Consider the following 9326-nt stretch of genomic DNA (forward strand, 5'->3'; position numbering starts at 1 on the left):
TTTAACTACACGGCTCACTGGCGATTACCGTGACCGGACTTACACCGGCAAGTGTAGTCCAGCTTTGCTGGACACACGCAAAAAGAAAAAGCGGAGGAAGGTGCGGCGAAGAAACGCCGTTCCTCCCTCCGCAAATGGAGTATCTATCCCTGTTATGAAAGTTTAGAAAGCTGTGTAAGGATTTCCTTCACGCCCTCCCATAACTGCTCCTGCCGCTGGGATATATCCTCCAGATCGGCATCATAAACCCGCCCGGTCTCATGCACTTTGCGGGTTAGCTGGTTCAAGTTGTTGCTGGAATATCGCATAAGGGAAACCAGTTCTTTCAGCTCCGGTAAATCCAGCTGCACCACATAGCCATCCACAGCCATCTTCCGCAGATAGGCACTCAGGTTTTCTGTCCCATATTGCTGCATCTTTTGACGGATCAATTCCAATTCTTCTGCGGACACCCAAAACAAAACCGGAACATCCCGCTTACGCTTTGTCATAGTTATCGCTCCGGCTCTCGTTTCTTCGGGGCGGCAGGCTTATGGACAGGCAGCTCCTGTTTGAGCTTATCCCGTACTGAGGGACGGGACGGTTGCGTTTCTTCTCCCTGAGTACGGCTGCGCTGCTGTTCTTCACGCACCAGATCAATAAAGCCATCCAGCACAGCAGGGTGGCTGTTCAGGACATAACCACAACGGACGGTTTCGGGGTTCTCGTTGGGAATGGTCTTAGCCCATTCTTTGTTGCGTCGGGAGTAGCGCCCATCCCAGTTCTGAAGCTGGACAGTGTTAGCCAGAACCATAGCCACACGCTCCATGCCATAGGTCTCGATCACACCCTTTGCCGCATCGTGACTGAGATACATTCCGTCGAAGTGTTCCCGCACCGCCGCTTCAATGGACTCCTTGCATTGGAGATTTGCATTGTTGGAAGCTCGGTACTGCTCCAGCTCCCCATGTTCTCTCGCATAGGCGGCAGAGTAGGGATATACCGGTGTTGTTCGCAGTTCCTCTTTGGCTCTGCATATATCATCGGCACGGTTCTCAATGCTATCCCTTATTACATCCATATAGCCGGTCTCCAGCTTTTCAAAATAGCGGTACACATCCGCCAGCGGCGAGGGAGATTCCAAAAGCGCCTTGGCCTGGGCGTCGGTCAGCTCCAGTTCCTCCATCGCCATCACAATGTCCTCACGAACCGTGTACTCATAGGTGTGATTCAGGATTTCTTCCGGGGGCTGGCTTTTCAGCCAGTCCCTGTATTTGTCCTGCTCAGCAGCCATCTTTTCATAAAGAGCTGTATTCAGATCGTTGGTATTCATGTTATCGCACCTCCTCATGCTGTTTTGGTTTCTTGTCTGTACTGCGTGGCGGCACCGGGCGTTTCAGATGATCCAGCACCGAAGGCCGTGCGCTTTTGGCAACAACAGCCTCAGCGTGTGCCTGTCCCTTTCCGTCGATGTTGAGCAGGGTATCCAGCTCCACCAGACGGGCGTTTTTGCTTTTCAGTTCTTCTTCATAAAGGAATGGCTTTCCGACTTCCTCTTTTGCGGCAGCCTGCTGCTGATAGAGGTTATCCAGCTGGGCCTTTGCCGCCTCCAGACGCTGCGGCATCTGGGCGAGGGCATTGTCGATACGGGTAAGGTTTCCGCGCGGGTCTGTACCAAGGGTTGCCCGGTGGGTCATCTGTCCTTTCAGCAGGAGCGTATATTCCTGTTTCCAGGCGGAAAACTCCACGGACATGGCATAGCCCCGGTAGCTGCCGATCTGTACCGGATCGGAGGTTTTGACCTCCTTGCAGGCGTCCAAAAGGGCTGCACCGGCGTTCTCTTTATCGGTCAGCAGGTCGCCCCGGATCTCCATACCGGCAAAGCCGTCCTCCGGGTGTGGGTGAGCTGCCAAAACCTCCAGGTCAGATTCAAAGCCCTTGATAAAGCCCTTGTGCTTTTCAATCTCCTCCGGAAAATACTTCAGCAGCTGATCCTCCAAGCGGTACTGCTTGCTCTGGTGGTCGGCTTTCATCAGCTTCAGGCGGGATACCTCCACATCCAAATCCATACGCTCTTTGATACGGGGGTCTCCGGCGCACAGAGCCTTGATCTCGGCAAAACTGAGGGCGGTTTCATCCACATCATCGCAGGAGCGCACCGGCGATTTAGAAGTCATGATCTGGCTGATGAATTTTTGTTTATTCTCCACCGTCTGCCAGAGGTATGCGTCAAAGGTTCCTTCGGTCACATAGCGGTACACATGAACAAGGGGATTCTGGTTGCCCTGGCGCTCGATACGGCCCTTGCGCTGGGCAAGGTCTCCCGGTCTCCACGGGCAGTCCAGGTCATGCAGCGCCACAAGGCGGTCCTGCACATTGGTGCCTGCGCCCATCTTGGCGGTACTTCCCATAAGCACACGCACCTGACCGGTACGGACTTTGGAGAACAGCTCCTTCTTCCTGACTTCGGTGTTGGCTTCATGGATAAAAGCGATCTGGTCAGCAGGCATCCCCTGAGCAATGAGTTTCTGACGAATATCGTCATATACCGTAAAGGCCGGTTCCTGCTCCGGCAGAGGCACAGCGCCTTCCAGTGCGTGAAGCAGTGGATTATCCAGCGTTTTCGCCGCCTTGCTTGCAGGAGCTTTTGCCTGTGGTGTAGAAATGTCGCAGAACACCAGCTGGGTCAGCTTGTCAGCTTCGCCGTCCCGCCAGATCTGCATGATATTGTCCACACACTGATTGACCTTTGTTCCGGGTTCGTCCGGCAGCATCTGGTTGACGATCCTCTGGTCCAGCCCCAGCTTGCGGCCATCCGAGGTAATCTTAAGCATATTATCCTGGGACGGGTCAACGGTTCCGCTGTGTACCAGCGATGCGCGCTCCGAAAGGGCCTTGACCATTTCCTGCTGATGTTCGGTAGACTGCGCCACGATGTTGTGGTATTCCACTTCCGGGGTAGGCAGATTCAGCTGGTCGGCAGTCTTAATGTCGGCCACTTCTTTGAACAGGTTCATCAGCTCCGGCAGGTTAAAGAACTTGCTGAATCTCGTTCTTGCCCGGTAGCCGGTTCCTTCCGGTGCCAGCTCCAATGCTGTGACAGTCTCCCCAAATCGGGAAGCCCAGCAGTCGAAGTGGGTCATGTTCAGTTCTTGCAGGCGTTCATACTGAAGGTAACGCTGCATGGTGTAAAGCTCGGTCATGGAGTTGCTGACCGGTGTGCCGGTGGCAAAAATCACGCCACGGTTTCCGGTGATCTCATCCATATAGCGGCACTTGGCAAACATATCGGAGGATTTCTGCGCGTCCGATGTGGAAAGACCAGCCACATTTCGCATTTTTGTATATAGAAACAGGTTTTTATAGTTGTGGGCCTCGTCCACGAACAATCGGTCCACTCCCAGCTGCTCAAAAGTTACCACATCGTCTTTTCGCCCCTCGGCTTGCAGCTTTTCCAGTCTTGCTTCCAGAGACTTACGGGTACGCTCCAGCTGCTTGACGGTAAAACGCTCGCCGCCGCTGGTCTGCACCTCTGCGATGCCCTCGGTGATCTCGTCGATCTGCTCATAGAGAAGCCGTTCCTGACGCTCCCGGCTGATGGGGATACGCTCAAACTGGCTGTGTCCCATGATGATGGCGTCGTAGTCACCGGTCGCAATACGGGCGCAGAACTTTTTGCGGTTATGGGTCTCAAAGTCCTTTTTGGTTGTGACTAAGATGTTGGCGGAAGGATAGAGGCGCAGAAACTCCGACGCCCACTGCTCGGTCAGGTGGTTTGGAACCACAAAAAGAGATTTCTGGCACAAACCCAGGCGTTTGGCTTCCATAGCAGCGGCCACCATCTCAAAGGTTTTGCCCGCGCCTACTTCGTGTGCCAGCAGCGTATTACCGCCATACAGCACATGGGCGATGGCGCTTTTCTGGTGTTCCCGCAGGGTAATGGCCGGGTTCATGCCGCCAAAAGTGATATGGCTGCCATCATACTCACGGGGACGGGTAGAGTTCATTTCTTCGTTGTACTGGCGCACCAAAGTCTGACGGCGTTCCGGGTCTCTCCAGATCCAGTCCTTAAAGGCTTCCCGGATCGCCTGCTGTTTTTGAGCGGCCAGGGTAGTCTCCTTGGCGTTCAGCACACGGCGCTCTTTTCCGTCTGCGTCCTCTATGGTGTCATAGATACGGACATCTCGCAGGTTCAGGCTGTCCTCCAAAATCTTATAAGCATTGGCGCGGCTGGTCCCGTAGGTGGTGTAGGCTGCCACATCGTTGTAGGATACGGAAGATTTTCCTTTGATCTGCCATTCAGCGGTAAAGGAGGAATAGTTGACCTCGATGCTGCGCTGGAGGTAAAACGGGGTGTTGAAGGTCTCGTACATAAACTGTTGGATGTACTCTTTGTCGATCCAGGTTGCACCCAGGCGCACCTCGATCTCCGACGCATCCAGGTCTTTAGGCTGGGCGGCAGTAAGGGCTTCCACATTGACTGCAAAGGAAGGGTCCTGCTGTGCCGCCCTCTGTGCCTGACGCAGTTTGCGGCGTACATTGCCGGAAAGGTATTCATCAGCAGTCACATAATGGGGCGTTCCGTCCTGCTCCAACTGTCCCGGTACACGGAAGATCACGCCTTGCAGCTCTCCGGCCAGTTCGTCTTTTGTTTTTCCGGTAAGCTGGCTCATATAGTCCATATCCACGCAGGCTTTTTCCGAGATAGACACCGCCAGTGCTTCACTTGCCGTATCCACCACAGCCACCGCCTGATGGGGCTTGATGGTCCGTTTGGTGAACATATCTGCCTTGCGTTCCAGCTTTCCGTCCTCGTCGATGACTTCCAGCGCACAGAGCAGGTAATAGGAAGAATCGTCTGCATAGGCCAGACGGTTTGCACGGTCATTGATGAGACCGTGTTTGGCAGAAAAGCTGTCATAGAGGCTGTTCAGTTCCGCCTGCTTTTGGGTAATGGTGCTGTCCGGAACCGCTGCATCCATCTGAAGGTCGATCAGTTCCTGCACACAATCACGCAGTCCCACAAGACCTTTCACGCGGGCTTCGGCGGTGGCGTTGAGGTCAGGGCGCACCATACGGCTGTTTTCCCGGTAGTACACCTGCCCGTCTACAATGGCATAGGAATAGTTCTTCACATTGGGGTCGGCAGGAATGGAGGTGTCAATAGCTTCGCCTTCGCCCAGCTCCGGCAGCTCTGCCTCCTGATAAGTGCCATGAATATACTTCACTGCATCATGCAGCTGGTCGGAAAGCTCCAGTCCCTCGATGGGGTTCACGGTGTAGTCCATACCATGAGCGGTGCTTACTGGCTCCTGTCTGCCCAGCACCATTTCCGGGTGGTCGATAAAATACCGGTTGATGGCAAACCCATCCTCTGTCTGTCCGGTCTGAGTCCATTCCGGCACGATGTCCAGCGGGCGGTCCCGCTTTTGGAGGAAGATGATGTCCGATACCACCTCGGCACCGGCATTCTTTTTGAACGCGTCATTAGGCAGACGGATAGCTCCCAGCAGTTCGGCGCGCTGGGCAAGATAGCGGCGCACGGTGGAGTCCTTGGCGTCCATGGTATAGCGGGAGGTCACAAAAGCTACCACGCCGCCGGGACGCACCTGGTCCAGTGCTTTGGCGAAAAAGTAGTTGTGAATACTAAAGTTCAGCTTGTTGTAGGCTTTGTCGTTGACCTGATACTGACCGAAAGGCACATTGCCGATGGCAAGGTCAAAGAAGTCACGCCTGTCGGTGGTCTCAAAGCCGCCTACTGTGATGTCCGCCTTGGGATAGAGCTGCTTTGCGATGCGCCCGGAAACCGGGTCCAGCTCCACGCCGTACAGACGGCTGTTTCGCATTTCCTCCGGCAGCATACCGAAGAAATTGCCCACACCCATAGATGGCTCCAGAATATTTCCGGTCTCAAACCCCATACGGCCCACCGCTTCATAGATGGCCTGAATGACCGTAGGGCTGGTGTAATGGGCGTTGAGGGTGGAGCTTCTGGCGGCGGCATATTCCTCTGGGGTCAGCAGCTCTTTCAGCTGGGCATACTCGGAAGCCCATGCCGGTTTCTCCGGGTCAAAGGCGTCGGCAAGACCGCCCCAGCCCACATAGCGGGATAGGACTTCCTGCTGTTCGGGGCTTGCCTGCTGTCCGGCAGCTTCCAGATTTTTCAGCAAACGAATGGCATTGATATTTGCCTGGAACTTAGCTTTCGGACCGCCTTCGCCCAAATGCTCATCGGTAATACGGAAGTTTTGTGCATTGCGGAGCAGGTTTGCCTTGTATTCCTCATAGGAGGCTTCCTCGGCAGCTTTGGCATTGGGGAAGGTCTGCCACTGGCCATTGACCTGAATGGAAACCGGGTGTTCGTCCAGCACTTCCTCAAAGGTTTTCTCCGGCTCTGTCACAGGGGCTGGTGGCTCCGGCTCCTCGATATGCAGCCGTTCCACCACCACATCATAAGGCAGATTGTTTTTATCGCCCGGATAAACGGCTACGGTCTCGGAATGGAGGGCCGGGGCTTCAGCAACCGGTTCGGAGCGTTCCTGTCCAAAACCGTCCAGCTGGCGGGCATACATCCCGCGCAGCAAAGGCGCAACCTCATCCCAGCGAAAATACAGCACAGCCAGACGCTTTTCCTCTGCATCCATGACTTCCAGCTCTATGCCCTGTGCCGTGGTACGGTAATCGGCAATATCACCGGTCTCCAGATCCAGCGTCTCGATCTCACCGGAATAGGCTCTACTCAGCCAGTAGGCGATCTCACTGTTGCTCCTGCCGGATTGCAGCAGCGTGGAAACCTGTTTTTTATCTGCTTCATCCATCAGTCCATGGGCCAATACATCCCGCAAGTCCTGATCTACCTTGTCCGGGTCAACGGGAAGAAACTCGGTATAGTAAGCATTGCGGCGGTCTGCACGAAGCAGCTGTTCAAACTGTTCTTTGTGTTCTGCACGGTAGATGGGATACACCATACCGGTGGGCAGAAGCTGCACGGTGTCATCCCGCAGCTCCGTGATCTGATAGGCGTCATCCTCGATATACACGGTATCTCCCACGGCATAGACCGGGGCGGCAGGGTCATAGGAGATTCTTTGCGGAGTTGGGCGGCGAACTGCATCATATTCCTCATCGGAAATGGAAACTTCGGAAGTCTGCTCTATCTCGGCAGCTGCGATCTGCTCTGCATCCGACATCACCCGCTGGATAAACGGGTCATTGTCCAGTTTTTCCGGGTCTGCCACCTGACCGTTGACGACCCCTCTTTCTTCCAGGGCTTCCCGGATGGCGATAGGGTCGATATTGTCAAAACGGTCCTGTTCTTCTTCGGTATAGAACCGGTCCTCCTGAATGAGCTGGGCAATCCTGCGCTGTACCTTCGGCCAGGGCAGCTGCATTTCCTCCGGGCTTCCGGCACGAGTAATGAACAGGCTGTTGCTGTTACTGCCGCCGTATTCCTGAGCCAGCCATGCAGCGGTATCTTTCTCTCTTGCATGGTCTTTCATATAGCGGACGACAGCGTGTTTACTCTCAATATTGCCGTTCCATGCACAAAGGGCAGTATCAATATCTTCCTGAGAAAGAGGGCGCAGAAGCTCATGGAGTTTTGAATAGGTTTCGTCGATCACTTCCCGGTGCAGTCGCTGACGGAACTCCGGTACATCCGAATAGAGGCGGATCAGCTCCATATCCTTAGAGCCAAGGACCGCACGGCGCACAGCAGCATTGCCCTCGATGACAGCATTTTCACGGTCAGAATGACCGCAGGCATTGCGGTATGCGGCATCCTCGGAAATGGCGGCAGTTACCACAGGCTTATACTGCTCGTACATTTCCCGAATTGTAGGGGCTGCGGTTGCTTCTGTATCCCGGAATACTCTGTTCCCGTCTGCACCAAACTCCGCTTCCTGAGCGTTGATGTGCTGTTCCGCTTCATGGTTGATAGAGGGCATGGAATATTCCTGACGCTCCTTGCCGTCCTCCGGTACAGCGGAAATGGTCACATCATGCTTATCACGCAGCTGTTCCACCATCTGCTCCAGCTGATTTGCCGGAAACCCGCACATTTCCACACGGCCACCGCCCGGAATCGCACGGGTAGTGAGATTGATGTTCAGTTCCGCAGCGGCTTCTTTGGCATCCTCACCGTACAGCTCAAAGAAATCGCCCATCTGATACAGAATCATATCATCCGGGTGGCGCACCTTGACACCGTTATATTCCCACACGGCAGAATCCGGCTGCTGGGCTTGGATGGCATCTTCTTCGGCCAGTTCCTTTTCAGCCTGGATTTTGTCATACTGCGCCTGTTCCTGTTCGGTAAGATAGCGGTCTTTCTGGACAAGTGAGGTAATGCGCTTGGCAACCTTTTCCCAGTTCAAGTGAACATCCGGGCAGTCCTGCTTTTTATAGTGCAGTCCTTTCCCATCGTGATCTTCGCCGCTGTGTGTTGCACCGGACAAGGCATGAGAGCGTCCGCCAATGCCATACTCGTCTTTGAGGAATCTCACTTTCTCCTTATCCGTATGGTTTGCCATGAAAAACGCATAGATACGGCCTTTTCCACCGGCGAAACTGCTTCCGCCGGTCATGGCGGCGTCGATCTCATCCTCGGTAATAAAGTGCTGGACGGTTGGCACTTGGGAAAGCTCTGAAGAAAAGGTCCTGCGGGGCAGGTCAAGGTCCTTCAGGTTCTCCCAGATCTCCCTCGGTCTATGATAGTGAAAACGCAACAGGTCACGGTCCTGCTGATAGGCAGTCCAGAAGGCAGCGTATTCTTCCTTGAGGGTCTGGCGGAAAGCCGGTTCACTCAGCTGCTCCATCAGGCGGCGGGTCTCCTCCGGGAAACCATTGCCTTTGATCTCTGACAGGCAGGACAAATATCCGGCTTTTCTGGCTTCCTCGCTGAAATCGTGGTACAGATACCAGAGCTTTTCTGAAAGGAGGGAGCGTTCATAGCCTGCCGCTTCTGCAAGCTCCACATTGGAGGCAAACTGGCCGCTCTCCAAAAGCTCCCCGATACGCTCTGCGGCGCGCTCCCAGGAAATGACCTGGGCAGACCTGTCATAACGGACAGACTTCCCGTGGGAAAGATGGATACCATCCTCGGCATACCATGCGCTCACACTGCCAAGGCCATTGCCGCCGTGGTACAGCGTTTTCAGTATCTCGGCAATCTCAGCGGTGGTTTTCTGCTTTTCAAAGGCTGCAACCACACGCTCCCTTTGACGGTCTGTATTGCCGCCCAAACGCAGCACATGGTCGATGTCATTTTGGGTAGAGTAGGCGGATGAAATTTTCATCCGCCCCTCATCAAACCGTGCATGAGGTTCTCCCTCACACGGCTTTCCGAC

Annotated in this window: 3 protein-coding genes; all 3 read right to left on the reverse strand. The window is 54.6% G+C overall.

The features are described from left to right. Positions 1–152: 152 nt before the first annotated feature. The 3 genes from mobC to I2D69_RS19000 are packed head-to-tail and all read right to left on the reverse strand — an operon-like array spanning position 153 to position 9269. The gene (gene mobC, locus I2D69_RS18990) at positions 153–491 is read right to left on the reverse strand and encodes a plasmid mobilization relaxosome protein MobC (RefSeq protein ID WP_172698076.1); all 339 of its coding nucleotides are present in this window, start codon (positions 489–491) and stop codon (positions 153–155) included. Between the two features lie 2 nt (positions 492–493). Beyond that, positions 494–1312 (reverse strand): DUF3849 domain-containing protein, encoded by an 819-nt coding sequence (locus I2D69_RS18995; RefSeq protein ID WP_195380387.1) that lies wholly within the window; start codon positions 1310–1312, stop codon positions 494–496. 1 nt (position 1313) lies between these two features. Then, positions 1314–9269 (reverse strand): SNF2-related protein, encoded by a 7956-nt coding sequence (locus tag I2D69_RS19000; protein ID WP_347708405.1) that lies wholly within the window; start codon positions 9267–9269, stop codon positions 1314–1316. Positions 9270–9326: the final 57 nt, after the last annotated feature.

Origin of the sequence: Ruminococcus sp. D54t1_190329_F1, assembly GCF_015551645.1 — a bacterium.
Classification (GTDB): Bacteria; Bacillota; Clostridia; order Lachnospirales; family Lachnospiraceae; genus Blautia_A; species Blautia_A faecis.